Origin of the sequence: Rhodococcus sp. RD6.2 (assembly GCF_001040705.1) — a bacterium.
Taxonomy (GTDB): domain Bacteria; phylum Actinomycetota; class Actinomycetes; order Mycobacteriales; family Mycobacteriaceae; genus Rhodococcus_G.
In genome coordinates this window covers 596,270-622,314 of the sequence record NZ_CVQP01000006.1, presented here as the reverse complement: position 1 = coordinate 622,314, position 26,045 = coordinate 596,270, and the positions used below count along the sequence as shown (strand labels likewise).

Annotated in this window: 26 protein-coding genes and 1 pseudogene; 10 read left to right on the top strand and 17 right to left on the bottom strand. The window is 68.3% G+C overall.

Annotation, left to right across the window (positions count from 1 at the left end; all coding sequences use genetic code 11):
* Positions 1–1,242 (top strand): vWA domain-containing protein, encoded by a 1,242-nt coding sequence (locus RHCRD62_RS13120; RefSeq protein WP_050065105.1) that lies wholly within the window; start codon positions 1–3, stop codon positions 1,240–1,242.
* Positions 1,239–2,432 carry a hypothetical protein gene (locus RHCRD62_RS13115; protein WP_050065104.1) on the top strand — a complete coding sequence of 398 codons (1,194 nt, stop codon included), beginning with the start codon at positions 1,239–1,241 and terminating at the stop codon, positions 2,430–2,432. The genes RHCRD62_RS13120 and RHCRD62_RS13115 overlap by 4 nt, the downstream gene beginning before the upstream one ends.
* 7 nt (positions 2,433–2,439) lie before the next feature.
* Here the strand turns inward: RHCRD62_RS13115 and RHCRD62_RS25455 are convergent.
* From RHCRD62_RS25455 to RHCRD62_RS13095, 6 genes and pseudogenes are all read right to left on the bottom strand, one after another.
* Positions 2,440–2,589, bottom strand: a pseudogene (locus RHCRD62_RS25455) (pirin family protein); the annotation flags it as partial.
* A gap of 94 nt (positions 2,590–2,683) precedes the next feature.
* The gene (locus tag RHCRD62_RS26085) at positions 2,684–2,839 is read right to left on the bottom strand and encodes a hypothetical protein (protein WP_172671057.1); all 156 of its coding nucleotides are present in this window, start codon (positions 2,837–2,839) and stop codon (positions 2,684–2,686) included.
* On the bottom strand, positions 2,836–3,450 hold the full coding sequence (hisB, locus tag RHCRD62_RS13110) for an imidazoleglycerol-phosphate dehydratase HisB (protein WP_050065103.1): 615 nt from the start codon (positions 3,448–3,450) through the stop codon (positions 2,836–2,838). The genes RHCRD62_RS26085 and hisB overlap by 4 nt, the downstream gene beginning before the upstream one ends.
* On the bottom strand, positions 3,447–4,580 hold the full coding sequence (locus tag RHCRD62_RS13105; RefSeq protein ID WP_050065102.1) for a histidinol-phosphate transaminase: 1,134 nt from the start codon (positions 4,578–4,580) through the stop codon (positions 3,447–3,449). The genes hisB and RHCRD62_RS13105 overlap by 4 nt, the downstream gene beginning before the upstream one ends.
* Positions 4,577–5,938, bottom strand: coding sequence for a histidinol dehydrogenase (gene hisD, locus RHCRD62_RS13100; protein WP_050065101.1), 1,362 nt, complete (start codon positions 5,936–5,938; stop codon positions 4,577–4,579). Before hisD ends, RHCRD62_RS13105 begins: the two co-directional genes overlap by 4 nt.
* A gap of 90 nt (positions 5,939–6,028) precedes the next feature.
* A complete protein-coding gene (locus tag RHCRD62_RS13095) occupies positions 6,029–6,976 on the bottom strand; it encodes an alpha/beta hydrolase (protein ID WP_253277300.1) in 948 nt (315 codons plus the stop codon).
* Between the two features lie 375 nt (positions 6,977–7,351).
* Here RHCRD62_RS13095 and RHCRD62_RS13090 point away from each other — a divergent pair, with 375 nt between their 5' ends.
* Positions 7,352–7,822, top strand: a complete 471-nt coding sequence (locus tag RHCRD62_RS13090) for an NfeD family protein (protein ID WP_050065279.1) — start codon at positions 7,352–7,354, stop codon at positions 7,820–7,822.
* Positions 7,819–8,610 carry a slipin family protein gene (locus tag RHCRD62_RS13085; RefSeq protein WP_050065100.1) on the top strand — a complete coding sequence of 264 codons (792 nt, stop codon included), beginning with the start codon at positions 7,819–7,821 and terminating at the stop codon, positions 8,608–8,610. The genes RHCRD62_RS13090 and RHCRD62_RS13085 overlap by 4 nt, the downstream gene beginning before the upstream one ends.
* On the opposite strand, the gene RHCRD62_RS13080 is transcribed toward RHCRD62_RS13085, so the two are convergent.
* From RHCRD62_RS13080 to RHCRD62_RS13070, 3 genes are all read right to left on the bottom strand, one after another.
* Complete coding sequence (locus RHCRD62_RS13080; RefSeq protein ID WP_157050896.1) at positions 8,580–9,428, bottom strand: caspase family protein; 849 nt, start codon at positions 9,426–9,428, stop codon at positions 8,580–8,582. The genes RHCRD62_RS13085 and RHCRD62_RS13080 overlap by 31 nt on opposite strands.
* Positions 9,429–9,470: 42 nt before the next feature.
* On the bottom strand, positions 9,471–10,328 hold the full coding sequence (locus RHCRD62_RS13075) for a DNA/RNA non-specific endonuclease (protein ID WP_050065098.1): 858 nt from the start codon (positions 10,326–10,328) through the stop codon (positions 9,471–9,473).
* A gap of 87 nt (positions 10,329–10,415) precedes the next feature.
* Positions 10,416–10,967, bottom strand: a complete 552-nt coding sequence (locus tag RHCRD62_RS13070; protein WP_157050895.1) for a DUF1036 domain-containing protein — start codon at positions 10,965–10,967, stop codon at positions 10,416–10,418.
* Positions 10,968–11,304: 337 nt separating this feature from the next.
* On the opposite strand from RHCRD62_RS13070, the gene RHCRD62_RS13065 reads away from it, so the two are divergent.
* Positions 11,305–12,504, top strand: coding sequence for a S8 family peptidase (locus tag RHCRD62_RS13065; RefSeq protein WP_050065096.1), 1,200 nt, complete (start codon positions 11,305–11,307; stop codon positions 12,502–12,504).
* A 17-nt stretch (positions 12,505–12,521) separates the two neighbouring features.
* Here RHCRD62_RS13065 and RHCRD62_RS13060 read toward each other — a convergent pair whose 3' ends face one another.
* A complete protein-coding gene (locus RHCRD62_RS13060) occupies positions 12,522–13,358 on the bottom strand; it encodes a thioesterase family protein (protein WP_050065095.1) in 837 nt (278 codons plus the stop codon).
* A 145-nt stretch (positions 13,359–13,503) separates the two neighbouring features.
* Here RHCRD62_RS13060 and RHCRD62_RS13055 point away from each other — a divergent pair, with 145 nt between their 5' ends.
* Entirely contained in the window at positions 13,504–14,790 is a 1,287-nt protein-coding gene (locus RHCRD62_RS13055; RefSeq protein ID WP_253277315.1) for a glycoside hydrolase family 1 protein, read from the top strand.
* A 28-nt stretch (positions 14,791–14,818) separates the two neighbouring features.
* Entirely contained in the window at positions 14,819–15,451 is a 633-nt protein-coding gene (locus RHCRD62_RS13050; protein WP_050065094.1) for a LysE family transporter, read from the top strand.
* Between the two features lie 34 nt (positions 15,452–15,485).
* On the opposite strand, the gene RHCRD62_RS13045 is transcribed toward RHCRD62_RS13050, so the two are convergent.
* Positions 15,486–15,899, bottom strand: coding sequence for a VOC family protein (locus RHCRD62_RS13045; RefSeq protein WP_050065093.1), 414 nt, complete (start codon positions 15,897–15,899; stop codon positions 15,486–15,488).
* 138 nt (positions 15,900–16,037) lie between these two features.
* Between RHCRD62_RS13045 and RHCRD62_RS13040 the strand changes: the two genes are divergently transcribed.
* Together RHCRD62_RS13040 and RHCRD62_RS13035 are read left to right on the top strand one after the other, a co-directional pair.
* On the top strand, positions 16,038–18,197 hold the full coding sequence (locus tag RHCRD62_RS13040; protein ID WP_050065092.1) for a phosphocholine-specific phospholipase C: 2,160 nt from the start codon (positions 16,038–16,040) through the stop codon (positions 18,195–18,197).
* Between the two features lie 140 nt (positions 18,198–18,337).
* Positions 18,338–19,768, top strand: coding sequence for a cellulase family glycosylhydrolase (locus RHCRD62_RS13035; RefSeq protein ID WP_253277299.1), 1,431 nt, complete (start codon positions 18,338–18,340; stop codon positions 19,766–19,768).
* A gap of 46 nt (positions 19,769–19,814) precedes the next feature.
* Here RHCRD62_RS13035 and nadC read toward each other — a convergent pair whose 3' ends face one another.
* The 3 genes from nadC to nadA are packed head-to-tail and all read right to left on the bottom strand — an operon-like array spanning position 19,815 to position 23,319.
* Positions 19,815–20,678, bottom strand: coding sequence for a carboxylating nicotinate-nucleotide diphosphorylase (gene nadC, locus RHCRD62_RS13030; protein WP_050065090.1), 864 nt, complete (start codon positions 20,676–20,678; stop codon positions 19,815–19,817).
* Positions 20,675–22,288 (bottom strand): L-aspartate oxidase, encoded by a 1,614-nt coding sequence (locus RHCRD62_RS13025; RefSeq protein ID WP_050065089.1) that lies wholly within the window; start codon positions 22,286–22,288, stop codon positions 20,675–20,677. Before RHCRD62_RS13025 ends, nadC begins: the two co-directional genes overlap by 4 nt.
* The gene (nadA, locus tag RHCRD62_RS13020) at positions 22,288–23,319 is read right to left on the bottom strand and encodes a quinolinate synthase NadA (protein ID WP_050065088.1); all 1,032 of its coding nucleotides are present in this window, start codon (positions 23,317–23,319) and stop codon (positions 22,288–22,290) included. The genes RHCRD62_RS13025 and nadA overlap by 1 nt, the downstream gene beginning before the upstream one ends.
* A gap of 82 nt (positions 23,320–23,401) precedes the next feature.
* Here nadA and RHCRD62_RS13015 point away from each other — a divergent pair, with 82 nt between their 5' ends.
* Positions 23,402–24,091 (top strand): NUDIX hydrolase, encoded by a 690-nt coding sequence (locus tag RHCRD62_RS13015; protein WP_050065087.1) that lies wholly within the window; start codon positions 23,402–23,404, stop codon positions 24,089–24,091.
* A gap of 38 nt (positions 24,092–24,129) precedes the next feature.
* Here RHCRD62_RS13015 and RHCRD62_RS13010 read toward each other — a convergent pair whose 3' ends face one another.
* Genes RHCRD62_RS13010 through bioB form a run of 3 tightly spaced genes read right to left on the bottom strand, consistent with a single transcriptional unit; the run spans position 24,130 to position 25,986 of the window.
* Positions 24,130–24,711, bottom strand: coding sequence for a DUF2567 domain-containing protein (locus RHCRD62_RS13010; protein ID WP_084734235.1), 582 nt, complete (start codon positions 24,709–24,711; stop codon positions 24,130–24,132).
* Positions 24,712–24,745: 34 nt separating this feature from the next.
* On the bottom strand, positions 24,746–24,970 hold the full coding sequence (locus RHCRD62_RS13005; RefSeq protein ID WP_050065086.1) for a biotin synthase auxiliary protein BsaP: 225 nt from the start codon (positions 24,968–24,970) through the stop codon (positions 24,746–24,748).
* Between the two features lie 2 nt (positions 24,971–24,972).
* Positions 24,973–25,986: a biotin synthase BioB gene (gene bioB, locus RHCRD62_RS13000; protein WP_050065276.1), complete on the bottom strand. Its 1,014-nt coding sequence runs from the start codon at positions 25,984–25,986 to the stop codon at positions 24,973–24,975.
* Positions 25,987–26,045 lie beyond the last annotated feature (59 nt).

The window sequence follows — 26,045 nt, the reverse complement described above, 5'->3', positions numbered from 1 at the left end:
ATGACCATCGACCACAGTGCCGTCTCGGCCACGCTGACCGCCGCCAAGCTGTGGGTGATCGGCGTCAACGCCACGCCGGGCAAGGACTCGGCCCGCAATCAGCCATACCTGGCCGTTGCGCTGTTCAGCCTGCCGACCGTCTTCTCGGACCAGGTCCGCCGGATGACCGTTGACCGGCATTGGCGCCTGTATGTGAACCCGGAATGGGTTGCGGCCAAGCCTGTTCCGGTCGTCGGGCGAGAGCTGGCGCATCTCCTGTGGCATCTGCTGGCGGATCATTCGGGACGTGCCGCGAGCGTCGGGGTATCGCAGCCGACTTCGGCCGTGTGGACGGCTGCCGCCGATGCCGCAATTGCCGACGTCATCGACGTCACCGGACTCAGACCACGGCGCCTCACCGACGCCAACAAGCTTGGCCTCCCCTACGACGGAACACTCGAAGAGCATTTCGCCGCCCTGATGCCACGGCGCGAGGCACTCGAACTGCGGGCTCGGAAGTTCGACTGCGGTAGCGGCGCTGATGGCATCGACCGCGATCACGAGCTCGCTCCGGACGCCGGCACGCCACCGTTGTCCAGGCTCGCCGCGTCCGCGCTTCGCCGTCAGGTGGCCATAGAATTCCGGACCCATTCGCGCGGCGATGGTCGGGGCGGTGCGGCCCGATGGGCAACCACCATCCTCGACCCGACGACGGCATGGGAGTCGTTGCTGGCCAACGCCGTTCGGCGCGCCGTCACGACCGTGTCCGGTCGTGGGGACTACACCTACCGACGACCGTCGCGCCGGTCGACCATAGCCCAAGGCGTGATCCTGCCCGGTCAGCATCGCCCGGTTCCGCAACTGGCTGTCGTCGTGGACACCTCAGCGAGCGTCAACGACACCCTGCTCGGCCGCGCGCTCGGAGAAGTAGACAGCCTGATCATGTCGTTGGGTCTGGGCGAGCCCGGCGTCACACTAATCTCCGTCGACACCGTCGCACACGTGACCAGGCGGGTACGGCGAGTGCGCGATGCTGCCGTCGCCGGGGCGGGTGGAACTGACATGCGCGTGGGTATCGGTGCCGCACTGGAGCAGAAACCTCGACCGGAAGTCGTTGTCGTCTTCACCGACGGCTACACGCCATGGCCTGACGCGCCCCCCAGTGGGGTCTCGGTGGTGGTGGCGCTGCTCGGGGCCCACGGCCAGTCGTTGCCGCCGACCCCAGACTGGGTGTCGCGAGTCGAATGCAGGGCCGACCGATGAGCCGGGTCTGGGTACCGGGGATAGTCGGCACCGCGTTGCGTGATGCCGATTACTGCGCTGCGCTTGGCGAGCCACCGCCCGCACCGAACCATGCCCACGGCAGCGAGGTCGCCGGATGCACCACATTTCCGGCGCACTGGACGCAGGAGGTCATCGAGCGGCACACCGAAGACACCATCATGTTCGGTGGATGGCGGGATCTTGAGCTCAGCAGGATCTACTACCGGGATTGCGATGGCGTCTGGGTCCATGTGCTGACCCACCGCACACCGTCCATCGGGGACAACGAGTGGGGCGAGGAGGTGATGGCGTCGTTCCCCCAGCCCGGTTGGCCAGGAGTCGGACAGAATCCCGGCAGGTCTGCTGGCCTGGAACCGCTGGTCCGCCAGCTCATCGCTGCGCTCAAGCGCGAACCCGACAGCAGGATTCGCACGCTCGCGATCCTCGGCACTACGCTCTGGGAGTCCGGTCGGGCCGCGGACGCCGTCGCCTGGCTGATCGACAGTGTCGCGGCCTGGAACGTCTCGGTTCCGGAGGACGTGTTCACGGCGCTCTACATTCTGGCTCTGCGCGGCGATTTCGCCGGTTCACGTTGCGAGCACCCGACATTCGTCAGTCAAGTGTGGGCCGAACAGTATCCCGCAACATGGGGACTGCCCCCCGGCACGGTGGGTTATACAGTCGATCTCTACCCGGGACCGGGACCGACTCCGCCACCCGATGCGATTGTTCGCCGCGCCCGAGAGTTCCTCGATGAGCTGCTCCCCGAGTTGACTCCCACTTCGCGGGCGGGGCTGGTCGAGGCCGAATTCGTACTAGGACAGGACGGCTCGGTCACGGTCACGGTTGACGACCCACGACGAGTCTTTCTGGTCCCGCAGCAGGACCCTTACCAAGCAGTACGCCGCCGGACATCCGGTGCAGGAATCGAGGCGGAGCTCGGTCGCGTGGACTTCTGGAGCCTGCTCGTCCTCTACTGCCCGGTGGGAGGGCTGGCCGCGATGGCGCTCGTCGCGGCACTGGCCGAGCTCTGTGGCACCGTCAGCGTCATTCACGAGCGCCGCTCAGACGCTCCGCCACAACTGCTAACCGCGCAGACCACCGCACGGATCGAGAACCTGTGCCACGTCGACGCCCTTCGGCGCATGGTGGTCGTCGACAGCTATCTGGACAGCGAGCCGCGCGAGTGAACGCCCGTCACCGCCCGATGCTCGCGTGCATCTCCCAGACGAGGACCTCGGCGCCCGTCTCGGTGGTGAGCTGCTGACCACCGGCACCGCTGATCCGGACGGCTTCGCCCTCGTGCAGGACGCCGACACCCTCGAGCGACGCCTCGCCGCGGGCGACGATGTCGTCGTTGTTCACCATCAGGACGCCGTGGTGGGTGTTCGCCGGGTCCTCCCCACCAACAAGGCCCGCCCGCGGATCCTGTTCCCGGCCCTCAGACCAACCGCAACACCCCACCCGCCGCCGCCAGCACCGCCAACGCCAGCAGGACACCCATGCCGAGCATGTTGTCGTTCTTCCACATCGAGTACGCACCACCGATCGCGAATCCCGCGATCAGGAACAACCCGTAGACGAGGAGGGCACTCACAGGCTTCCCTTGGTGGACGGCACGCCCTTCACCCGCGGGTCCGGCTCGACCGCTTCGCGCAGCGCCCGGGCCACGGCCTTGAACTCGCCCTCGGTGATGTGGTGCTGGTCGCGGCCGTACAGGACCCGCACGTGCAGCGCGATCCGGGCGTTGGACGCGATGGACTCGAACACGTGCCGGTTGATGACCGTCGCGTAGGGGACGCCGGGGTAGCCACCAATAACGGTGTGCAGCATGTGCTCCGGCTCCCCGGTGTGCACGCAGTAGGGGCGGCCCGAGACGTCGACGGCGGCGTGCACGAGGGACTCGTCCATCGGGATGAACGCGTCACCGAACCGCCGGATGCCCTTCTTGTCGCCGAGCGCCTGACCGAGCGCCTGCCCCAGCACGATCGAGGTGTCCTCGACGGTGTGGTGCGCCTCGATCTCGATGTCGCCCTCCGCCTTGACCGTCAGGTCGAAGCTGGCGTGCGCACCGAGCGCGGTGAGCATGTGGTCGAAGAACGGGACGCCCGTCGAGACGTCGACGATGCCGGTGCCGTCGAGGTTCAGTTCGACTGAGATCGACGACTCCTTCGTGGTCCGCTCGATCTTCGCGATGCGGTCGGTCATCGGTTCCCCTCCCGGGTGAGTTCGGTGGCCGCGATCGCGTCGCTCGCGGCGATGAAGGCGTCGTTCTCCGACGCGAGTCCGACGGTGGCACGCAGGAATCCGGGGATCCCCACGTCGCGGATCAGGACGCCGCGGTCCAGGTACGCCTGCCAGGCGCGGGCACTGTCCGCGAACTCACCGAACAGGATGAAGTTCGCGTCCGAGGGAACAACATGGAAGCCGGTGTCCGACAGCGCCTTCGACACGCGGACCCGTTCGGCCGCGAGCGCGTGCACACTGCCGAGAGTCTCGTCGGCGTGCCGCAGCGCGGCGCGGGCAGCGGCCTGCGTGACCACCGACAGGTGGTACGGAAGCCGAACCAGGAGCAGCGCCTCGACGAACGCCGGTGCAGCGGCGAGGTATCCGAGCCGGCCTCCCGCGAACGCGAACGCCTTGCTCATCGTCCGCGACACGACGAGCTTCGTCGGGTACTCGTCGATCAGGGTCAGCGCACTCGGTGCCTCCGAGAACTCCGCGTACGCCTCGTCCACGATCACGACGCCGGGCGCCGCGTCGAGGATCAGCCGCAGCGACGCGATCGGGATGCTGTGCCCGGTCGGATTGTTCGGGCTGGTGACGAACACGACGTCGGGCCGCTGCGCGGTGATCGCGTCCAGTGCCGCGTCGACGTCGAGCGCGAAGTCGGCACCGCGCAGTACCGGCAGCCACGTGGTGTCGGTGCCGTCGGAGATGATCGGGTGCATCGAGTAGGACGGGACGAATCCCATCGCACTGCGTCCCGGGCCGGCGAACGCCTGCAGCAGTTGCTGCAGGATCTCGTTGGAACCATTGGCTGCCCACACGTTGTCGACGGTGACCGGCACCCCGGTCTGCCGCGACAGGTACGCGGCGAGGTCGGTGCGCAGCGCGACGGCATCGCGGTCCGGGTAACGGTGCAGTTCCCGGGCCGCTTCACGAACCGACTCCGCGACGTCGTCGACGAGAGCCTGGGTCGGCGGGTGCGGGTTCTCGTTCGTGTTGAGCTGCACCGGAACCGTCAGCTGCGGGGCACCGTATGCCGACTTGCCGCGCAGGTTCTCGCGCAGCGGGAGGTCGTCGACCGTTGCCGCCGCGCCGGGAGCGGCGCTCACTGCAGGCTCTCGAAACGCAGACGCACGGCCTCACCGTGCGCGGGCAGGTCCTCGGCGTTCGCGAGGTTGATCACGTGCCGCGCGACGTCTTTCAGCGCCGATTCCGAGTAGTCGACGACGTGGATGCCGCGCAGGAAGGTCTGCACGCTCAGTCCGGACGAGTGTCGTGCGCATCCCGCGGTGGGGAGGACGTGGTTCGAACCGGCGCAGTAGTCGCCGAGACTCACGGGCGCCCACGGGCCGACGAAGATGGCTCCGGCGGAGCGCACCCGACCGGCGACCTCGGAGGCGTTCTCGGTCTGGATCTCGAGGTGTTCGGCGGCGTACGCGTTGACGACCCTGAGACCGTCGTCGATGGAGTCGACGAGGATCACGCCGGACTGGCTGCCCGCCAGCGCGGTGGCCACCCGCTCGCGGTGCTTGGTCAGCTCCAACTGCGCAGTCAGGGCGGCGTCGACGGCATCCGCGAGATCCGTGGACGTCGTGACGAGGACGGATGCGGCCATCACGTCGTGTTCGGCCTGACTGATCAGGTCTGCAGCGACGTGGACCGGATCCGCGGTGTGGTCGGCGAGGATCGCGATCTCCGTCGGGCCCGCCTCAGCGTCGATCCCGACGAGGCCGCGGCACAGCCGCTTGGCGGCGGTGACGTAGATGTTGCCGGGGCCGGTGATCAGATCGACCGGAGCGAGTTCCGAACCGCCGACGGCGGTGCCGTCAATTCCGGTGGTGTCGGTGCCGCCGTAGGTGAGCAGCGCGACGGCCTGCGCGCCGCCGACCGCCCACACCTCCTCCACGCCGAGCATCTCCGCCGCGGCGAGGATCGTCGGGTGCGGCAACCCGCCGAACGCGGCTTGCGGGGGCGACGCGACGACGAGGGACTCGACACCGGCAGCCTGGGCGGGAACCACATTCATTACCACGGACGACGGGTAGACGGCGTTGCCACCCGGCACGTAAAGCCCGACCCGCTCGACCGGAATCCACCGCTCGGTGACGGTGCCACCCGGCACGACCTCGGTGGTGGTGTCGGTCCGGCGTTGATCGGCGTGGACCTTGCGGGTGCGCTCGATTGCGACCTCGAGCGCGGCGCGCACATCGGAGTCCAGCTCGGCGAGCGCACGGGTCAGTTCCGCGCGCGGAACCCGGACGGTCGCGGGCCGGACGCCGTCGAAGGTCTCGCCGTATTCGAGTGCGGCCTCGGCGCCGCGGTCCCGGATCGCCTCGACGACGGGACGCACCTGATGCAGCACCGCGTCGACGTCCACTCCGCCACGCGGCAGTGCCGACCGGAGTTCGGCGACGGACGGTGTTCGACCGCGCAAATCGACGCGGGCGAGCTCGGTGCGGGCAGACATGGGTGTCCCTTCGCGAGAGGAAGCGTGTTATCGACTGCCCAGTTTAGGCGCTACCCCTGCGCACACCCCGAATCGCGCCCACCGAGAGAGTCAGCCCTCGACGCGGTCGCGGACGAACTCACCGATCCGAGCGACCGCGCGGGCCGCCTCGGGAAGGATGTCGGCGGCCGCCTGGAACACGTGGACCTGCCGATCCCACACCTCGAGGACCACCGGCACGCCTGCCGCGCCGAGCCGCTGCGCCATGAGCTCGGCGTCCACGTAGAGCATCTCGGTGGACCCGACCTGGATCAACACCGGCGGCAGCCCGGTCAGGACACCGTCCACTGGCGACACGGTCGGGGTTTCGCCGTCGGCCCGTCCCGCGATCTCCGCGAGTGTCAGCAGCACCGAACTCGGAATCAGCGGGCACTCCCGCCCCTCCGCGCGGGCGAGCTTCATCGTGGGGTCGAGGTCCGTCAACGGGGACAACGCCACCAGCCCCGCAGGCTGAGGAAGACCGAGGCCGGCCAGTGCGAGAGCGGTCGAGAAGGTGAGGAACCCACCCGCGGAATCGCCGGCGACGACGATGCGGTCGGGCGTGAAGCCGCGGTCGAGCAGCCAGCGATAACCGCTGATGCAGTCGGCGACGGATTCGGCGATCGAGTACCGCGGCAGCATCCGGTAGTCGACCGTGAGTACCGACGCCTGCGAAGCGGCACCGATTCGCAGGGCCAGGACTCGGTGCGTGTTCAGCCCACAGGTCATGAACCCGCCGCCGTGGAGGTAGAGGATCGCGGTCCCGGCCCCCGCAGTTTCCTCCCCTGTCGATGCCTCGCCTGTCGATGCCGCGCCGCGGGAAACGCCGTGTTCCCACCACTCCGCGGCACAGTTGTCGAGATGGACTCGGTGCCTGCCGATCCCCCGCGTCGGTTGCAGGTACCGCGCCCCGTAGTCGAGCAGTCCCGCGGGCCACACCAGCCCCGGATACCGTCCCCACACGTCGAGGACGGGTTTGACGGTCAGTTTCACGGTGTGGGCGAAGACGCGTGACCGCATGCCCGCACCTGCGACGAATGTCGGCTCCACGGCGATGGCGACCGATGAACCGGCCGCTCGACCACGACGGGAGCGCCTCTGTTGCGCCGCGGATGACGTTCGCCGCGGCGACTGCGGTGATGACGGTTGCGTTGTTGTCATCGCGAGCTCCTGGCAAGCACGAAGGGGCTTCGAGCACCTGTTTCCCTGCATCCCGACCGCGCTGCCGAAGTTCATGGGCAGCTGAACCATGGTACGTGACTTGCGACACATTTACGAGCCCGTAACACGTCGTTTGTCCCGTTCCGGCGTGGTGGCACCCCGCCGACACCGCGATTACCGTGGAAGTCGATAGCGTCGATCGGCCCGCCACCGGGCGGGCGTGGGAGCCGTGTGATGGCCACGTTGGGTGTGGTTGCCGTGGTGCTGGGGTTGGTGATGATCCTGGTCGAGGCCCACGCGCCCACCGCCGGAGTGCTCACCGGCCTGGCCGCGCTCCTCATCGGCGCGGGCGTCGCGATGCTCTTCGTCGCGGGCGGAGTCGGCGACGTCGTCGCCGTCCCGGTCGCGGTCGGAATCGCCGGGGTCGGACTTGCGGGGGCCGCCGTCCTCGGGCGCACGATGCTCACCGCCCGCCGGTTGCCGGTGCGGGGCGGCACGCGGGGGCTGGTCGGCCACGAGGCGACGGTACGAAGCTGGGCCGGCGACCGCGGTCAGGTCCACGCCGACGGTGGACTCTGGCACGCACGCATCGAGTTCGGCTATCCGCAGTCCCCCACCCCCTCCGCCGGTGAGTCGGTGGTCGTGGAATCGGTGCGGGGCCTGACTCTCGGCGTGCGGCGCCGAGAACCGTGGGAGCTACCATGACCGTCCTTCTGACCCTCCTGGTCGTATTCGCGCTCTTGGCGCTGATCATCCCGGGCACGGCGATCCGGGTGCTGCGCGAGTACGAGCGCGCAGTCGTCTTCCGGCTCGGCCGGGCACAGGACGTCAAGGGCCCGGGACTGGTGTTGCTCATCCCCGTCGTCGACCGGATGGTCCGTGTCGGCCTGCGCACCGTGACGTTGAAGATCCCGGTGCAGGAGATCATCACCCGCGACAACGTGCCCGCGAAGGTGACGGCCGTGGCCTACTTCCGCGTCCTGGACGCAGACCGCGCCATCATCGAGGTCGAGGACTTCCTCGCCGCGACCACCCAGATCGCGCAGACGACGCTGCGGTCGGTGCTCGGCAAGGCCGAACTCGACACCCTTCTCGCCGACCGCGACCGGCTCAACGAGGACCTGCAGAAGGTGATCGACCAGCAGACCGAACCGTGGGGCGTGAAGGTCACCACCGTCGAGATCAAGGACGTCGAGATCCCCGAACGCATGCAGCGCGCGATTGCCCGGCAGGCCGAAGCCGAACGGGAGCGTCGCGCGAAGATCATCAACGCGGAGGCCGAATACCAGGCGTCGGCGAAACTGGCGGATGCGGCGGAGATCATCTCCCGGAACCCGACGACGCTGCAGTTGCGCTACCTGCAGACGCTGCGCGAGGTCGGCGGGGACAGCAAGTCGACCGTGGTCGTTCCCCTACCCATGGACCTGCTGCGAATGCTCACCGCGCCCGGCAGCGCCACCGTTCATGCGTCCTCGTCGCTGAGCGGAATCTGAGGCAGCATCTGCTGCACGTGCGCACCGTAGGAGAACAAGCACGGTGTCTGGCTCGGGTCGTCGATCTCGGCGACCACTGCGTCCTTCAGAGCGGCATAGTCGCTTCGGTAGCTACCGTTGTTCCAGACCTGCAGAAAGGCGCCTGTGAAGGCCCCGTTCACGGGCCCGTCCATCGACGTCTGCTCGTCCTTGCATCCCGAGATGAGCACCACCTTCGCGCTGGCATCTCGTGGCAGCGCCTTGGGTTCCCACCATCTGTTCTGCTCTTCGTACGCGTCGCGGTGGCCGTCGAACTCGGCGACAGTCACGTTGCGTGGCGCCTGCTTGGCATTTGGGCCTGGGGCCGCCTCCCGCTGATCGCGGAGTTGCTCACGGCCCTGTACTCGGTTCGCCCGGGTGACCGTTTCACTGTGACAGCTGTCGGACATCACGAAGATCCGCACACCCGGGCCGAAAGTACACAGTGCGCCGTACAGCGAATCGTCGACGAGCTCGGTGTCGTACAGGCACCAGGTTTCGTCGAAGCTGTCGCGTTCGTCGCCGTTCCTGTCCGGAACCTGGCCGCCGTGACCCGAGTAGGTCAGGAAGAAGAAGTCGTTCTCGCCGAGATCGGCAGCGGCGGCGTCCAACTCACGGCGCACAGCCTCGGCGGTCGCGTCGCCGTCGAGGAGCATCGTCGGAGTGAAGCCGCGGCTGGCCGCCACGTCCCGCATCGCGTTCGCGTCGTTGACGCACCCCGCCAGGGCGCCATCCCACCCGTTGTACTTCTTCGGATCGACAGAGTTCAGACCGATGTGCAGGGATCGACGTTTCGTCATGACCACTCCTTGGTAGTTGGTGGGTATTGAGCGAAGGTCGTGTCACCAATCGATTTGACCTTCATCGCGAATGACTCGCGGTTCGAGGTGTCCGCGTGGCCTGGGGCGACCACGCTGTTCCAACTCGCCGAGGACGCTGTCGAAAGTCACCTTGGCCTTCGCTGCGATCTGTTCGACCGTCCTCTCGGCGACCACGAACTCGGCGAACGGGTCGCGCCGCTTCAGTCCGGACAAGGACTGGGTGAGAATGAAACCCCTGGTCCGCACTTCACTTTCCCGCTGGTAGACGAACAGCTTCCAGAACTCGATCGGGACCTGCACGGTCCGGTACGACGGATCACTGTCGGCCAGGACCGGCCCGCCCATCACGGCCACCCGCGAGTTGTCTTCGTCGACGTGGTCCAGCAGTGCGTTCTCCAGACGCCCCCACACGCCGTGCAGCCCCGACTGATTGAAGTTGTCCATCTGCGGTGTGATGTTCGTCAGGAAGAACGAGTCCTCGTTCGCTCGGATCGCCTCCTCGCGTTCTCCCCACAACAAATCGGCGCGGCGGGCGACGTGCCCACGATCGAGGCGGTTCCTCTTGTAGACACTGTCGTCGGTTTGGCGACGTGGTTCGATTCGGGGGTCGAGGGTGAACTCGAGACCATCGCGACCGATCGGATCGGGATCGTCGGGAGCAGGCAAGGTCGATCCGTCGATGTTCCACGCCACCCAGCGACACAGCTTTCGACTCTTGCTCAGCGCCAGTGAGAATCGCGTGTAGTGCACGACGGACGAACCGTTCACCTGTACCGAATCGTCCGCTTCGGCACCGACGGGCGGCGCGACGCGGAGTCCGACGAAGCTCGGGTCATAGCCGGTCCGCTGATCCAGCGGCCCGCTGTAGGTGGTTGACATGCCGGCTACTCCTTCTGTTGCACGAGACCCAGGGTCCATGCGATCAGGGGCATGGACCGGTGGGACGAAATGACGTTGACGTGACGGCTACGTCAGTCGCCACCGGGTGTTGACATCGAGGTCGAGGAATCTCATACGCACGATGCGGGAAGTGGTTGTGCCAATCTCGATGCAATGGTTGAACGCGTTCTGCGTCACGTAGGCATCGGCGTGGTTCTCCCAGGCATCGCCGGCCCACACCCGGTCCGAGGACTCCGCATAGAAGAACATGTAGCGGTTGGTCGTGTTGAGCACGTGCACGTCGCCGCCGGGAGCGATGTTCCACCACCCCTGAACCGCCCACAGTTTGGTGCAGGAGTTGTTTGCATACGCCACAGCCACCGCCAAGGGTCGGTTGTGGCCATTGATGAAATGCACCTGGCGGGTGTTGCCCTTCGTCCCGATCCCCTCGCGCACGACGGGAAGCGACGAAACGGCGCCTTCGATGTCCGCAGGGTGGGCAGGCGGTGAGACGTCCGCGCCTGCGGGTTCGTGTTGCGGCCAGTCGACGGTGACCTGCATCTCGGACTCGGTTGCTCGCGATGGCGTCTCCACAAGTTCGAATGCCGATTCCGTGTTCGGCTCGAGAAGATTCGTCATGTCGTCCTCCTCCGGTTTGTTTCGAAGGCCAGCGTGCTCCGCACCGGTGCAACCCACACGAGTAGGCGACTACTCGAATCCTCGCCGACTGCGATACGGCCGGCGAAACCCCTTGAACGAGTAACCGGCTCCGCCGCTGCTCGACCGCCGGGTCCCAAGCGAGGCGCCCCGGCGAGCGCGGAGGGGATTCGGGTAGCGCGGTACTCGTTACAGCGCAGTCGCACCGGCGAAGGCTGACAACCACGGACCCGCCCGCGTGAGCGGGTCACTCCCCGAAGCCGATGTCGCACGAGCGCCACCGCCGGGGAGCCAGCCAACCAGAAGGCAGGTAGAGAACATGATCACCGACGACAACACGGACGCCGCAGCCGCCGAGACCACCGGTCGCCAGATCATCACGTTCACCGACGACAGTACGCACGACGAGCGGGTCGCGGCGCTGCAGCAGGTGTCCGGGGTCAGCAGCGTGGCATCGAGCGAGGGCCTCGGCCCGGAATCCGTCGGCCCCGACGACATCGAATCAGCCGACGCGACAATACTCGAGCGGATCGGTGTCGCAGTAGCGAATGTCAGTGGCGCACAGATGGAATCCCTGGACTCCGTCGCCAACGACAATCCGGTCATCATCGCAGTCGAACCAGAACACGTCGTACACGCTCTCGCGACACCGCTCGCCGTCGAGACGCACCTGCGGGACGGTCGAGCCGCCACGTGGGGGTTGCAAGCCACCCGCGTGTTCACGTCCCAGTTCGACGGCACCGGCGTGAACGTCGCCGTCCTCGACACCGGGTTCGATCTCGACCACCCCGATTTCGCAGGCCGGACGATCACCTCGAAATCGTTCGTCACCGGTCAAGAGGTCCAGGACGGGAACGGTCACGGGACTCATTGCGTCGGCACCTCGTGCGGACCGAGGAAACCCGGACAGGGACCCCGGTACGGGGTGGCGGGCGGAGCAACCATCTTCGTCGGCAAGGTTCTCAGCAATGCGGGGACGGGTTCCGACTCGGGAATCCTTGCCGGTATCGAATGGGCTATCGCCAACCGCTGCGCGGTCATCTCGATGTCTCTCGGTGCCAACACCCCACAACCCGTCCAAGCCTACGAGATCATCGGCCGTAGGGCCCTGGCCGAGGGATCGCTGATCATCGCGGCAGCTGGAAACAACGCTTCCCGCCCCGGCAACCCGGGATTCGTGGGCAGCCCGGCGAATTCACCGTCGATCGTTGCGGTCGCGGCTCTCGCATCGGACCTGCGAATCGCCGCATTCTCGGCGCGAGCGACTTCGGTCGACGGTGGGACGATCGATATCGCCGCACCCGGAGTCGACGTGCTCTCGAGCTGGCCGATGCCGAACCGGTACAACACGATCAGCGGCACGTCCATGGCAACCCCGCATGTCGCAGGTATCGCCGCGCTGGTCGCGGAGAGCACCGGCAAGCGTGGGAAAGAGCTGTGGAAGGCGCTGATCACCACCACAGAGGCACTGGCACTGCCGAAGGAGGATGTAGGCGCGGGCCTCGCGACTGCCCCGTGATCCGGGGCCGCCTCGGGTCAGGCGTTCTCCGGGAGGACGAAGACGCCCTGATCGGAGAAGTCGACCTGCCTGCGGGCATTGGCGAGGGCGCTGACGACACACGTTCCGATCGGTCCGCGGCGGTCGTACATCGTGGTCGTACCGACCGCGAGGCCGTCGGAGCTGATGTGGTCGTCGGCCTCGATACCGACCTCGACACCCTCGGGCAGCCGCGCGAGCACCAGCGTCATGTCGACGTTGATGAAGCCGACGCCCGCGGTGCCCCAGTTCGTCATGAGGCTCGTCGGCTCCCCCGCCATCGCGGCCCGCGCGAACGGTGACGGCTCCTCCCCGGCCACCACGGGCAGGTGCTGTGCCCACATCCGCTTCCGGCTCGAGCCCTGGTGCTCGAGCATCGACTGCGACCAGCCGTCGGGATGGTCGTCGCTACCGAAATACGGATGAGTCACGTCGCCGGCCTGCATCGGGATATGGACGGGCGGCGGCGACGGCCGGTAGTCGCGCGTCCACACCTCCCCCGGCGGCTGCTCCGACGGACGCAGGAACACGGCACCGGCCCGGACCACGACCTCGCCGTCCTGCAGCAGCTCCGCGTCGGCGACGCGGATCCGGTTGCCGTCCCGGACGAGGGTGGTGCGGGTGGTGATCGGGGCGGTCTTGGCGGGCTTGAACAGGTCGACCGTCAGTCGGGCGGGAACGAAGCCGTCACCACCGTGGTCCTGTTCCAGTGCCCGCGCGACGAGACCACACAGTGCGGCGCCGTTGATCATGTCCGGCGACCAGCGACTGATCGCGAATCGCTCGGCGACGAAGCCGTCGGCGGTCGAACTGAAGAACGCGAGCGGGTCGGTCACGGGTGAGCCTTTCGACGAGTGACTGCTCATGATCGCCGCCCCGCGGCGAATGCGTTGCGAAAAACGTTAAAGCACTGCACGGAATTGTCTGTGAGATTCCCCATACCGACACGGCGCACTCGCCTAACCTGCTGGGGTGAGCCGAATCGCACGTGCCCTGACCGTGGTCGTGGTCGCCGTGGCTGGGGCGCTCGCCGCCGCACCTGCCGGCGCAGCCCCGGTGGCGCCCCTGGGACCCGACTTCGAGTGGGGCGTCGCCACCTCCGGCTTCCAGTCCGAGGGTCCACCCCCGGACAGCAACTGGTCGCGTTACGTCGCCGGCGGCGGCCCCCACGACCCGTACGGCAGCGGGCCCGACTTCCGGCACCGCTACACCGAGGACATCGCCAACGCCGCGGCGATGGGCGTCGACACCTTCCGGTTCTCCGTCGAGTGGGCCCGGATCCAACCGACACCCGCCACGTGGGACGAGACCGAACTCGCCTACTACGACGACGTGGTGCGCGAGATCCGCTCGCACGGCATGCGGCCGATGATCACCCTCGACCACTTCGTGTTCCCCGGCTGGGTCGTCGATCGGGGTGGGTGGACCCGCGACGAGACGATCGGACTGTGGCTCACCCACGCGGAAAAGGTGGTCTCGCGATACGCGGGCGACGACGTCACCTGGATCACGTTCAACGAGCCGACCGTCTTCGTGCAGAAGGAACTCGCACACGGCGGCATCGGCCCACTCGACGCGCCCGGCGTCCTGGACCGCCTCGTCCGCGCGCACCGCGCCGCCTACGACACGATCCACCGCCTCGACCCCGACGCCCGCGTCTCGAGCAATGTCGCCTACATCCCCGCGGCAATGGGTGTGATCGACGCCCTGTTCACCGACCGGGTCCGCGACAAACTGGACTTCGTCGGACTCGACTACTACTACGGCGTCTCGCTCGACAACCTCACCGCCTCCGCGGCCCTGACCGACAGCTTCTACGACGTCCGGCCGCAGCCGGACGGGATCTACCACGCCGCAAAGCACTTCGCGGGCAAATACCCCGAGTTGCCGATCCTCGTCGTCGAGAACGGAATGCCGTCCGACGACGGCAAGCCCCGACCCGACGGGTACACCCGGGCCGACCACCTGCGCGACCACGTCTACTGGCTGCAGCGCGCGAATCAGGACGGCGCGAACGTCATCGGATACAACTACTGGTCGATCACCGACAACTACGAGTGGGGCAACTACCGCAACCGCTTCGGCCTGTACACCGTGGACGTCCTCACGGACCCGACGTTGACCCGACGCCCGACGGACGCCGTCGCCGCCTATCGGGAACTGACGGCGGCGAACGGTGTCGCAGGCGACTACGTGCCGGTGATGCCCGACTCCGTGTGTTCGCTGGTGAGCCCGCCGGACAGTTGCGTGACGACGCCCGGAAGTTGACGGTCGAGCACCCCACTATCCTGGTCGGGTGTCGTGGCAGATCTGGTTGGGTTTTCTGGGTGCAGCGTGGGTGATCAGCCTGTCGCCGGGCGCCGGCGCGATCGCGTCGATGTCGTCGGGACTGAGCCACGGACTGCGGCGCGGATACTGGAACATCCTCGGACTGCAACTGGGACTGCTGCTGCAGATCGCGATCGTCGCCGCGGGCGTGGGCGCTCTGCTCGCGTCGTCGGCCGTGGCGTTCACCGTCATCAAATGGTTCGGTGTCGCATACCTCGTGTACCTGGGCGTGCGACAGTGGCGCTCCGCTCCGGCCGATGTCGACCCCGCCGACACGGACGCGAGCGGATCGGCGACCGGCATGGTGATCCGGGGCTTCCTCGTGAACGCGAGCAACCCGAAAGCAGTCGTGTTCATGCTTGCGGTACTGCCCCAGTTCCTCGACCCCACCGCGCCATTGGTGCCGCAATACGTGATCATCGCCGCAACAATGGTCGCCGTCGACGTGATCGTGATGACGGGCTACACGGGCCTCGCCTCCCGTGTGCTGACGTACATGCGGTCACCCCGGCAGCAGCGAGTCACCGGCCGCGTGTTCTCCTGCCTGTTCTTCGCTGCCGCCGGGTTCCTGTCTCTGGTGCGCCGAGCAGTACCCGTGTAGACCACGCTGCTGCTCGGGCGCGCGTCTTCGTGGATCAGGCGGGCGCGCCCGCGATGTTCACCATCCAGCCAACGCCGAACCGGTCCGTGCACATGCCGAATTCGTCACCCCACATCTGCTTCTCCAGCGGCACCGCGATCTGCCCGCCGTCTGCGAGCTTCGCGAACCAGCCACGCAGTTCGTCGCCGTCGTCACCGCTGAGGCTGACCGAGAAGTTGGTGCCGGGGTTGTGTTCCATGCCGGGTGGCGTGTCGGCGCCCATCAGGGTGAAGCCCTGTGGTGTCTCGAGCATGGCGTGCATGACGCCGTCGGCGCCGGGCGCGTCCTTGTCGCCGAACTCTCCGAACGTGCTGATGTTCAGCTCGCCGCCGAACACGTCCCGGTAGAACTCCATCGCCGGGCGGGCATCGTCCTTGAAGCTGATGTAGGGGTTCAAGCGAGTGCTCATGGTTCTCCTCGGGTCGACCGAAAAGTGACACGCACCACAGTAGGGCATCTACCGGAAATTCAGGTTTCCTGACCAAACTGGACGTTTGGTCTAGAGTGCCGTGGCGTAGTCGTCCAGCCTTCCGACACTGGAGCCGAAGTGACCCGACCTGCACTCTCCCGGCGCGGCTTTCTCACTGCAGGAGCCGGCGCAGTGGCCGCCGCCGCCGCGTCGTCCCTCCTCCCGCCGTCCCTCCAGCGCGCGCTGGCGACACCGGCACCGCCCGGCGGACTCGCGTCTGTCGAGCACGTCGTCCTGCTCATGCAGGAGAACCGGTCGTTCGACCACTACTACGGCGCCCTGCGCGGCGTGCGCGGCTTCGCAGATCCCAACGCACTTCGGCTTCGGGACGGGAAGTCGGTGTTCGACCAGCCCGGCCCCACCGGACGAACGCTCCCCTTCCCGATCCGGGACTCCGCTGCGGCGCAACGCATGGACACGCAGAACGTCACCGGGCTCGACCACAGCTGGGACGGTGGCCACCAAGCTCTCGCGGACGGCTGGCACGACGGCTGGGTCGCGGCGAAGACCGCCACGACGATGGCGTACTACGACCGCCAGGACCTTCCGTTCCACTACGAGCTCGCGGACGCGTTCACCATCTGCGACGCGTACCACTGCTCGGTCCCGACCTCGACGAGCCCCAATCGGAACTACTGGGTGTCCGGATACACCGGATTCGAGCCCCCCGCCCCGATCCCACTGGACGCGGTGGGGTCGTCGGACGGCGTGACGTCGTCGGACGTGACGCTGTTGTCGAATCCCGGTCTGGAGGGTCGCGCGGTCACCAATGCCGCCTACGACCCGTGGCACGCCGGCTACGGCTGGACCACCGTTCCCGAACGACTTCAGTCGGCAGGCGTCACCTGGAAGACGTACCAGGAATGGGACAACTTCGGGGACAACAACCTCGAGTACTTCACGACCTTCAAGAAGGTGGGAGCCGCACTGCTGGGCAATCCGGGCCTGATCCCCTACCAGGTGCAGACGCTTCAAGGCTTCTACCTGGCACTGCCCGCACTACCCCCGCCGGTCCAGGACGCGGCGGTACGAGCACTCGAGCTCGCCGCCGACCAACTGTCGCCCACCGACCGCCAGCTCTACGATCGCGCGCTGTACCGCTCGCGGCCGGGCACCCTCGCCGACGCGTTCCGTGCCGATGTCGACGCCGGCCGCCTACCGCAGGTGAGCTATCTGGTTCCCTCCGAGGCCGATTCGGAGCACCCGTCGGGGTCGTCGCCCGCCGCGAGCGCGACCCTGCTGTACCAGGTGCTCGACGCCATCGCGTCGGATCCGGACCTGTGGGCGAAAACGGCCGTCATCGTGAACTTCGACGAGAACGACGGATACTTCGACCACGTGCCTCCGCCCCGCCCCCCGGCCTCGGCGACGTCGGAGTGGGTGGCGGGCCAGCCGCTCGGCCTCGGGCCCCGGGTGCCGATGACCATCATCTCGCCCTGGACCGTCGGCGGGTTCGTGTGTTCGCAGGTGTTCGACCACACGGCGGTGGCCCAGTTCCTGGAGCGGCGCTTCGGGATCTCGCAGCCGGAGATCGACCCGTGGCGGCGCACCGTCAGCGGGGACCTGACCGCGGCGTTCGACTTCGCGAACCCGCGTAGCAGGCCGACCGTGACCCGCCCGCAGCCGACACCACCGCTCGAACCTCGATGGACCCCGACCCCTCCGGCAGAGCAGCGGATGCCCGTGCAGGAGAACGGATCCCGGCCCGCACGGCCTTTGCCGTACCAACCGGACGCACACGCGAGCCTCGATCCCGTCGGCCGCGTACTCACGGTGCACATCAGCAACACCGGCGCGGAATCGGCACACCTGGCGCTGTACCCCTACGCGGCCGAGTTCGATGTGCCGCGCCACGTCGACGTCCTCGGCGACATCGAGGACACCGTCCACCTGCCCGGCCCACGGTACGATCTACACCTGCTGGGCCCCAACGGTTTTCGCCGTGAGTTCGCCGGTTCGGCGGACGGTCCGGCGTCGGCGCTCACGGTGTCGACCTCGATCGACCCCGGCCGCCGGACCGTCGGCCTGTCCGTGACGAACAGTGGATCACGTGACCTGACGGTCGTCGTCGACGGCGATCGGCGCCGCCTCGCCTCCGGGGCCCACGGCTCGTGGACGGTCCAGTCGACGGACGGCTGGTACCGGTGCACCGTGACGGTCGACGAGGACCCCGAGTTCCGGCGCGCACTGGTCGGGCACATCGAGAACGGTGGCGACAGCGTCAGCCAGGCGACGTGACCGTTCTGTCCCGATTCGCGGTTCCGGCCACGAACCCGTCAGAGGCGGTGCAGCATGAAGAAATCGCGCTTAGAACAAGCGTCCAGTAGGTGACCCTTAGGAGGACTCAGGTGCGTCGAATACGGCTCACATCCCTGATCGTGTCAGGTTCGCTGCTGCTCGGCGGCGGTATCGCCGCCGCCCAGAGCAGTCTGCCGTCGTCCGGAAGCAACACAGCCGCGACTCGGTCCTACCTGACCGACGACGCCGGAAGGTCCCTCATCCTGCGCGGATTCAACACCGCGTCCAGCGCCAAGAGCGCTCCCGACGGCATGCCCGACTTCACCGAGGCCGACCTCGTGCGCGAACACGCCGAGATGGGGACCAACTTCGTTCGCTTCCTGATCTCGTGGCGCTCGGTGGAACCCGCACCGGGACAGTACGACCAGGCGTACCTCGACCGCGTCGAGGAGCGGGTCGGCTGGTACGCCGAGCGTGGCTACAAGGTGATGCTCGACATGCACCAGGACGTGTACTCCGGCGCGATCACGCCCGAGGGCAACGGCGGCAACGGCGCGGGCGCGATCGGCAACGGCGCTCCCGCCTGGGCGACCTACATGGACGGCCTGCCGGTGGCGCCGCAGCCCCGGTGGGAGCTCTACTACATCCAGCCCGGCGTGATGCGCGCGTTCGACAACTTCTGGAACACCACCGGCAAGCACCCCGAGCTCGTCGAGCACTACGCGAACGCGTGGCGGGCAGTCGCCGACCGGTTCGCGGACAACGACACCGTCGTGGCCTACGACCTGATGAACGAGCCCTTCGGCGGGACCATGCAGGGACCCGAGTTCGAGGCCGGACCGCTCACCGCGATGTACCAACGAACCACCAATGCCATCCGGCAGGTCGACCAGGACAGCTGGGTGTGCGTGGCCCCGCAGGCGATCGGCGTCAACCAGGGAATCCCCAGCGGGCTCGCCAAGATCGACGACCCCCGCGCCGGCGAGCAGCGCATCGCCTACTGCCCACACCTCTACCCGCTGCCGCTGGACCTCGGCGACGGCTACTCGGGACTGTCCCGCGACCTCACCGACGCGACCATCACCACCTGGCGCGCCAGTATCGAGCACGTCGCAGGCGACGTCCTCGGCGACGTCCCGATCATCATCGGGGAGTTCGGGCTCGACACCACCCTGCCCGGCGCCCGCGACTACCTCGATCGTGTCTACACCGAGGCGCGGGAGATGGGTGCGGGCGTCTCGTACTGGTCCAGCGACCCCGGTACCTGGGGACCGTACATGCCGGACGGCACGCCGACGATTCTCGTCGAGACCCTGAACAAGGCATACCCCCGCGCGGTCGCGGGCGATCCGGTCAGCTGGTCGTCGGCCGTCGACCGCCTCGAACTGACGTTCCGGCCGGACGCCGCGATCACCGCTCCCACCGAGATCTACCTGCCGCAGAGCGGATTCCCAGGCGATGTCGACGTCGAGGGCGCGGACGTCGTGGCGTGGGACCGTCAGAGCCGACTGCTGACCGTCCGTACCGCGGCGACCGGTGACGTGACCGTCACGGTGACGCCCGCGGCCTGACCCGTACCTGCGGCCGGCCGACTTCTGCGGCCGGCCGCAGGCGGGATCACATGTCCAGGCCGAGGTCGAGCACCGTCACCGAGTGGGTGAGGGCGCCGACCGCCAGGTAGTCGACCCCGGTCGCCGCGTACTCGGCCGCGACGTCGAGAGTCAGCCCACCCGAGGACTCGAGCTTCGTCCGCGGAGAGCGGGTGTTGCGACGCTGCACCGCGGCCTGCGTCTCCCAGAGCGCGAAGTTGTCGAGCAGCACCAGCTCGACGTCCTCGGTGAGTACCTCGTCCAACTGAGCGAGGCTGTCGACCTCGACTTCGCACTCGATGTCCGGCGCGACCTCGCGGACCGCGCGCAGAGCGGCGACCACGGATCCCGCGGCGGCGACGTGGTTGTCCTTGATGAGGGCCGCGTCACCGAGACCCATCCGGTGGTTGACGCCACCGCCCACCCGGACCGCGTACTTCTGCAGTCCGCGCAGGCCCGGCAGCGTCTTGCGGCTGTCGCGGATCTTGCAGTCGGTACCCTCGACCTCGCCGACCCACAGTGCAGTCGCGGTCGCGATACCCGACAGGTGGCACATCACGTTGAGCATGGTGCGTTCGGCAGTGAGCAGATCGCGGGTGGGCGCGGACACCGTGAGCACGACGGTTCCCGGTTCCACCGCCGCACCGTCGTCGAGGCGGGCGAGCACCTCGTAGTTGCCCGCGCCGACAACCTCGTCGAGGACGAGCAGTCCGACGTCGACACCTGCGACGACACCCGCCGACCGTGAGACGACCGACGCCTTCGCCACGGCCCCGTCGGGGACGGTGGCCACCGAGGTGACGTCGGGTCCGTAACGCAGGTCCTCGTCGAGCGCGACGCGCACCAGGGTGCGAACTTCGTCGGCGTCGAGGCCTTCGGCAAGGGTGGTCATCGTGCTCCTGTCGGGACGAGGTCGAGGTCGGTACCGATGGACGGCACCGTCGTACTCATGGACGGCACCGCCGTCGTCGTGACGGCCAGGGTGCCGTCGGGGGTGCGGCGCACGTGGAGCGGGCGCCGCCAGTCGTCGTCGGTGTCCGGGTGGTCGAGGCGGGTGTGGCAGCCGCGACTCTCGGTGCGCGCGGCCGCGGCGAGAACCAGGGCCGTCGCGGTCGTGGTGAGCGCGGCGTCTTCGAGATCGGTGACGGTGCGCGGGATTCCCGACGTCGTGGCCGCGAGCGCCGCGGACGCCGCGGCAAGTCCATCGCCGTCCCGCACCACCGACGCATGTGCCGTCATCGTCGCCTGCAGCGATGCCCGCGAAACCACTTCGTGCGCAGAAAGGTCCGCGGACCCGACCTCGGTACGCAGTCCGGCGCGTTCGGTGGCGGCGAGTCCGGCACGCTCCCCGACCACGAGTCCTTCGAGGAGGCTGTTCGAGGCCAGGCGGTTGGCGCCGTGCAGGCCCGTCCGCGCGACCTCGCCGGCCGCGAGCAGCCCGGGGACCGCGGTGCGACCGTGGACGTCGGTGACGACGCCGCCGCAGGAGTAGTGGGCGGCGGGCGCGACCGGAATCAGGTCGGCCACGGGGTCGATACCCACCGCCAGGCACGACGCCGTGATGGTCGGGAAGCGGGCCGAGAATCCGTCGATTCGCCTGGCGTCGAGGTACACGTGGTCCTCGCCGAGCGCCCGCAGTCGCGCCGCGATCGCCTTCGACACCACGTCCCTCGGCGCCAGGTCCCCCATCGGATGGACGCCTGCGGTCACCGAATCACCGTGGGAATCCACGAGAACAGCGCCCTCACCGCGCACCGCCTCGGAGATCAGGGGCCGACGGCCGACTCCGTCCGCGGCGAACAGCACGGTCGGATGGAACTGGACGAATTCGAGGTCCGCGACGCTCGCGCCTGCGGCGAGCGCGACCGCGATGCCGTCGGCGGTCGCTCCGGGCGGATTGGTGCTGCACGAGTAGAGCTGCCCGATCCCCCCGGTGGCGAGAAGGACGGTCGGTGCGTGGATGACGCCGAAGCCCTTGTCGGACAGCACGACCAGGCCCTGAACCCCCGTGCCGTCGACCACGACGCGGGACGCGGCGGCACCGAAGAGCACCGGCATCCCCGCCGCGTTCAGCGCCCGTTGGACCTCGGCGCCCGTCGCATCGCCGCCCGCGTGAATGATGCGACGGGCGCTGTGACCACCCTCGCGGGTGCGCGAAACCTGTCCGTCGCGGCCCCGGTCGAAGACGGCACCCAGGTCCGCGAGCGCCGCCACCGCGTCCGCGCCCGCTGCGACGATCGACCGCACCGCGGCGTCGTCGCACAGGCCGCCGCCTGCCGCGAGGGTGTCGGCAACGTGCGCGTCCACGTCGTACCCGGAGCTCACCGCGATCCCGCCCTGGGCGTACACGGTCGCGGTATCCGTCGGACCACCCTTGCTGACGGTGAGCACGCGCAGTCCGGCGCGGGTCGCGGTGCGGGCCGCGGTCAGTCCCGCGACCCCGCCGCCGACCACCACCAGGTCGGCGTGCGCCTCCCAGGCGGAGGTCGGGTGTGCCGTCACTACTCGCCGCCGCCCGGGTTGCCGATCTCGATCATCCGCTGCACGGACTTGCGGGCGCGTTCACCGACGGCAGCGTCGACGTGCACCTCGTCCTTGCCTTCCAGCAGGCAGCGCAGCAGGGCGGCGGGGGTGATCATCTTCATGTACGGGCAGGAGGCGCGGTCGTTGACAGCCTGGAAGTCGACCTCGGGCGCAGCCTTGCGCAGCTGGTGCAGCATGCCGATCTCGGTGGCGACCAGGACCTGCTTCGCGCCGGTCGCGCGGGCGGCGTCGAGCATGCCGCCGGTCGAGAGGATCTTCACCTTGTCCTCGGGCACGAAGCCCTCGCCCGCCAGGTACAGCGCGGACGTCGCGCAACCACACTCGGGGTGCACGAACAGCTCGGCGTCCGGGTGGGCCTTGGCCTGCGCGGTGAGCTCGTCGCCGTTGATGCCGGCGTGGACGTGGCATTCGCCTGCCCAGATGTGCATGTTCTCGCGGCCGGTGACGCGCTTGACGTGCGCTCCGAGGAACTGGTCCGGGAGGAAGAGCACCTCGCGGTCCGGATCGATCGACGCGACGACGTCGACGGCGTTCGAGGACGTGCAGCAGATATCGGTCAGGCCCTTGACCTCGGCCGTCGTGTTGACGTACGAGACGACGAGGGCGTCGGGGTACTCGGCCTTCCACTCGCGCAGCTGGTCGGCGGTGATGGAGTCGGCGAGCGAGCAGCCGGCGCGCTCGTCGGGGATCAGCACCTTCTTCTCCGGGCTGAGGATCTTCGCCGTCTCGGCCATGAAGTGCACACCGCAGAAGATGATCGTCTCCTCCTGCGCCTCGGCCGCGATGCGCGAGAGGGCAAGGGAGTCGCCGACGTGGTCTGCCACGTCCTGGATCGCCGGGAGCTGGTAGTTGTGCGCGAGGATCGTGGCGTTCTGGGCGCGTGCGAGCCTGCGGACCTCCTCCGCCCACTCGGGCGTCCCCTCGACACCGGTGTAGCCACCCGGGCCGTCGACGATTGCGGCGGCTCCCGTCCACTCTGTCGTGGTCATGGCCTTGCTCCTTACTGGCTGCAATCCGGGCGGGCTGTGCCCGGATTTCCTGTTCGGGGGTTTTCGACTTAGGATCGAAAACGTGCCCAATGGTAACACTCTCCACGAAGTGCTCACCGCGGTGTTCCAGGTTCGGAAGATCGGCGACTGCCCGGAGCTGTGCGTCCTGCTCTGGCAGCGCGCCCTCGAACCCGAACTCGGCGCCTGGTCGCTACCCGGCGGCATCCTGCGCGAGGACGAGGACATGACGACGTCCGCGCGCAGGCAGCTCGCAGAAAAGGTCGACGTCCGCGAAGTCGCCCATCTCGAACAGCTGTCGGTGTTCTCCGACCCGCACCGCGTCCCGGACGTCCGGCTGATCGCGTCGACCTTCCTCGGCCTGATCCCCCTCGGCGCCGACCCCGTACTGCCGCCGGACACCGCCTGGCATCCCGTGTCCTCGCTCCCCCGCACCGCGTTCGATCACGGCGTCGTCGTCGAGTACGCGCGCACACGTCTGGCCGCCAAGCTGTCGTACACCAACATCGCGTTCGCCCTCGCACCCGCCGAGTTCGCCATGTCGACGCTGCGTGAAATCTACTGTGCCGCTCTGGGTTACCAGGTCGACGCGACGAACCTGCAGCGCGTCCTCGGACGTCGAGGGGTACTCGTCGCGACCGGCGCCACCGCACCCCCCGGACGCTTCGGCGGCAGGCCGCCCGCGCTCTACCGGTTTGCCGAGTCCCGACTGCGCGTCACCGACGAGTTCGCCGCGCTGCGTCCACCGTCCTGAGCGCACGGCGTCACCGCGGCGCAGCGCCGAAAGTGCGGTCAGCGGAGCGTTTCGCGAGAGTCCGGGTCGGTAGGTGCACCCTCGGGTGGACGCCCGAGGTGCGGATCCGGACTGAACGCCACCAGCCCGGCGTACACGACCGAGGCCGCAAGCGGCTGCGCGATCAGGGCCAAGGCCGTGCCGAGACCCGGTGTCGCCGCGACGATCTGCCCGACCTCGAGATCGGTGAGACTCGGGAAACGCAACCCCACGACACCGAGGCCGACGACCGCGGTCGTGGCAGCGCCGACCATGGACCCGACGAGCAGGCCGAGGAACGGGACCACTCCGCGCAGTGCGCGACGCGTCCACACCGCGGCCGCGGACAACACCCCGACGATCAGGCCGAGGCACAGAAACAGTGCGACGGCGTCGAACTGATGGATGCTCTCCCCGGTCAGCGACACCGCACCGCCGCCGGAGACGACGAGGAAATGCTGCGCCGGGGCGAGCAGACCCCACACGATTCCGGCGATCGCACCTGCCGCGACGACGCCGACGACAACGCGGGCGGCGAACCGCACTTCTGCGCGGTCGGCCCGCGGCGTCGTCTGCGTCGGCTGCACGATGTCGGCGGTCATGGGAGTCCACCTTAGGCGGCAGCAGGAGCCGTGCTCAGCGCAGTTCGTGCGCCGCCGAGTCGCTGACCCCGTGCCGCGAGCACTTCGCCCACCACCCGTCCGGGCTGACCTGGACGATCATCCGGCGGCCGCAGTGCTCACAGAAGCGCGGCGGCTCCAGGCCGAGTGCGGCGGACGCGGGTGTCGCATCCGGGACGCCCTCGACGATCCGAAGCCCGGTGAACGGGTTGTACCGCTCGGCGGTGACAGACTCGCTCATCGTCAGATCGTCTGGTTGAGGGCCTTGATCGGCATCTGCAGCTCGCCGAGCAGGTCCAGGTCCGATTCGGCGGGACGGCCGAGGGTCGTCAGGTAGTTGCCGACGATGACGGCGTTGATACCACCGAGAATGCCCTGCTTCGCACCGAGATCGCCGAGGGTGATCTCGCGTCCACCGGCGAAACGCAGGATCGTGCGGGGCAGCGCGAGCCGGAACGCGGCGACGGCGCGCAGTGCGTCGGCGGCGGGCAGGACGTCGAGGTCGCCGAACGGCGTGCCCGGACGCGGGTTCAGGAAGTTCAGCGGAACCTCGTCGGGCTCCAGTTCGGCGAGGTTCGCGGCGAACTCGGCCCGCTGTTCGAGGGTTTCGCCCATGCCGAGGATGCCGCCGCAGCAGACCTCCATGCCGGCCTCGCGAACCATCCGCAGCGTGTCCCAGCGCTCCTCCCAGGAGTGCGTGGTGACGACGTTCGGGAAGTACGACTTCGACGTCTCGAGGTTGTGGTTGTAGCGGTGCACGCCCATCGCAGCGAGCTGGTCGACCTGCTCCTGGTTCAGCATGCCCAGCGAGCAGGCGACCTGGATGTCGACCTCGTTGCGGATGGCTTCGACGCCCGCCGCGACCTGCGCCATCAGGCGCTCGTCGGGGCCGCGGACGGCCGCGACGATGCAGAACTCGGTGGCACCCGTCTTCGCGGTCTGCTTGGCGGCCTCGACCAGGCTCGGGATGTCGAGCCACGCGGCGCGGACCGGGGACTGGAACAGGCCGGACTGAGAGCAGAAGTGGCAGTCCTCGGGGCAGCCGCCCGTCTTGAGCGAGATGATGCCCTCGACCTCGACCTCCGGGCCGCACCACCTCATGCGGACGTCGTGGGCGAGTGCGAGCAGCTCCTCGAGCCGGTCGTCGGACAGTTGCAGGATCTCGAGGGTCTGGTCCTGCGTCAGGCCCTCACCCCGTTCGAGGACCTGCTCCCTCGCGACGGCGAGGATGTCGGTGCGGGCGGGTGCCTGGGTCACGGGTAGCTCCTGGATGCTCTCGGGTGTCCGGGCTGAGATGGTTCGCCTCGCGAACTTGA

What these genes read in the sequence shown, in the direction of transcription:
- hisD (WP_050065101.1), bottom strand. Translation starts at nt 5,938, where the DNA reads ATGTCTGCCCGCACCGAGCTCGCCCGCGTCGATTTGCGCGGTCGAACA.
- RHCRD62_RS13115 (WP_050065104.1), top strand. Translation starts at nt 1,239, where the DNA reads ATGAGCCGGGTCTGGGTACCGGGGATAGTCGGCACCGCGTTGCGTGAT.
- RHCRD62_RS13070 (WP_157050895.1), bottom strand. Translation starts at nt 10,967, where the DNA reads ATGACGAATCTTCTCGAGCCGAACACGGAATCGGCATTCGAACTTGTG.
- RHCRD62_RS13095 (WP_253277300.1), bottom strand. Translation starts at nt 6,976, where the DNA reads ATGCGGTCACGCGTCTTCGCCCACACCGTGAAACTGACCGTCAAACCC.
- RHCRD62_RS13090 (WP_050065279.1), top strand. Translation starts at nt 7,352, where the DNA reads ATGGCCACGTTGGGTGTGGTTGCCGTGGTGCTGGGGTTGGTGATGATC.
- RHCRD62_RS13080 (WP_157050896.1), bottom strand. Translation starts at nt 9,428, where the DNA reads ATGACGAAACGTCGATCCCTGCACATCGGTCTGAACTCTGTCGATCCG.
- RHCRD62_RS13005 (WP_050065086.1), bottom strand. Translation starts at nt 24,970, where the DNA reads ATGAGCGAGTCTGTCACCGCCGAGCGGTACAACCCGTTCACCGGGCTT.
- RHCRD62_RS13045 (WP_050065093.1), bottom strand. Translation starts at nt 15,899, where the DNA reads ATGAGCACTCGCTTGAACCCCTACATCAGCTTCAAGGACGATGCCCGC.
- RHCRD62_RS13120 (WP_050065105.1), top strand. Translation starts at nt 1, where the DNA reads ATGACCATCGACCACAGTGCCGTCTCGGCCACGCTGACCGCCGCCAAG.
- hisB (WP_050065103.1), bottom strand. Translation starts at nt 3,450, where the DNA reads ATGACCGACCGCATCGCGAAGATCGAGCGGACCACGAAGGAGTCGTCG.
- RHCRD62_RS13065 (WP_050065096.1), top strand. Translation starts at nt 11,305, where the DNA reads ATGATCACCGACGACAACACGGACGCCGCAGCCGCCGAGACCACCGGT.
- RHCRD62_RS13085 (WP_050065100.1), top strand. Translation starts at nt 7,819, where the DNA reads ATGACCGTCCTTCTGACCCTCCTGGTCGTATTCGCGCTCTTGGCGCTG.
- nadA (WP_050065088.1), bottom strand. Translation starts at nt 23,319, where the DNA reads ATGACCACGACAGAGTGGACGGGAGCCGCCGCAATCGTCGACGGCCCG.
- RHCRD62_RS13010 (WP_084734235.1), bottom strand. Translation starts at nt 24,711, where the DNA reads ATGACCGCCGACATCGTGCAGCCGACGCAGACGACGCCGCGGGCCGAC.
- nadC (WP_050065090.1), bottom strand. Translation starts at nt 20,678, where the DNA reads ATGACCACCCTTGCCGAAGGCCTCGACGCCGACGAAGTTCGCACCCTG.
- RHCRD62_RS13075 (WP_050065098.1), bottom strand. Translation starts at nt 10,328, where the DNA reads ATGTCAACCACCTACAGCGGGCCGCTGGATCAGCGGACCGGCTATGAC.